The organism is Flavobacterium riviphilum, from assembly GCF_055231795.1.
In genome coordinates this window covers 1-624 of the sequence record NZ_JBUYSY010000048.1, presented here as the reverse complement: position 1 = coordinate 624, position 624 = coordinate 1, and the positions used below count along the sequence as shown (strand labels likewise).

1 protein-coding gene is annotated in these 624 nt (G+C 41.0%); it reads right to left on the bottom strand.

What is annotated here, in order from left to right; genetic code table 11:
- The coding region (locus ACZIX2_RS14240) for a DUF7507 domain-containing protein (RefSeq protein ID WP_463340760.1) at nucleotides 1–624 on the bottom strand (624 nt) is incomplete at both ends.

Genomic DNA, 624 nt, shown 5'->3' with positions numbered 1-624 from the left:
GAGAAAGTAGTCGTATCTGAAGCACCTGGTGCTAAAGATGCTATTGAACCTCCTGTAATAGTAGCATTATTGTCAGTTACTGTGATGTTAGTCAACGTTACATTTCCAGTGTTTTTGATCACGAAATTGTAGCTTACAACGTCACCCACATTGGTAATACCATCGTTGTTGCTGTCCACATAGGTACCATCTTTTGTGATGTCGATGCTTGGTTTTTGATCCAATTCGGTAATAGTACAATCTGTACATTCTGGATCTTTTGGACAACTTGCACATGGTGTCGGATCAGAAGAAGTATCGGTTATGTTATTTCCTTTTGGATCTTTACCTGTTGCAGTTGCCAAGTTGTACACATAGCCTGCATTGATATCTTCTTGTGTAATCACATGTGTACCAGAGAAGGTAGTAGTATCTGAAGCGCCTGGTGCTAAAGATGCAATTGGACCTCCTGTGATCGTAGCGTTGTTATCAGCTACCGTGATGTTGGTCAACGTTACATTTCCAGTGTTTTTGATCACGAAATTGTAGCTTACAACATCACCTACGTTGGTTATACCATCGTTGTTGCTGTCCACATACGTACCGTCTTTGGTGATGTCGATACTTGGGCTTTGATCCAATTCA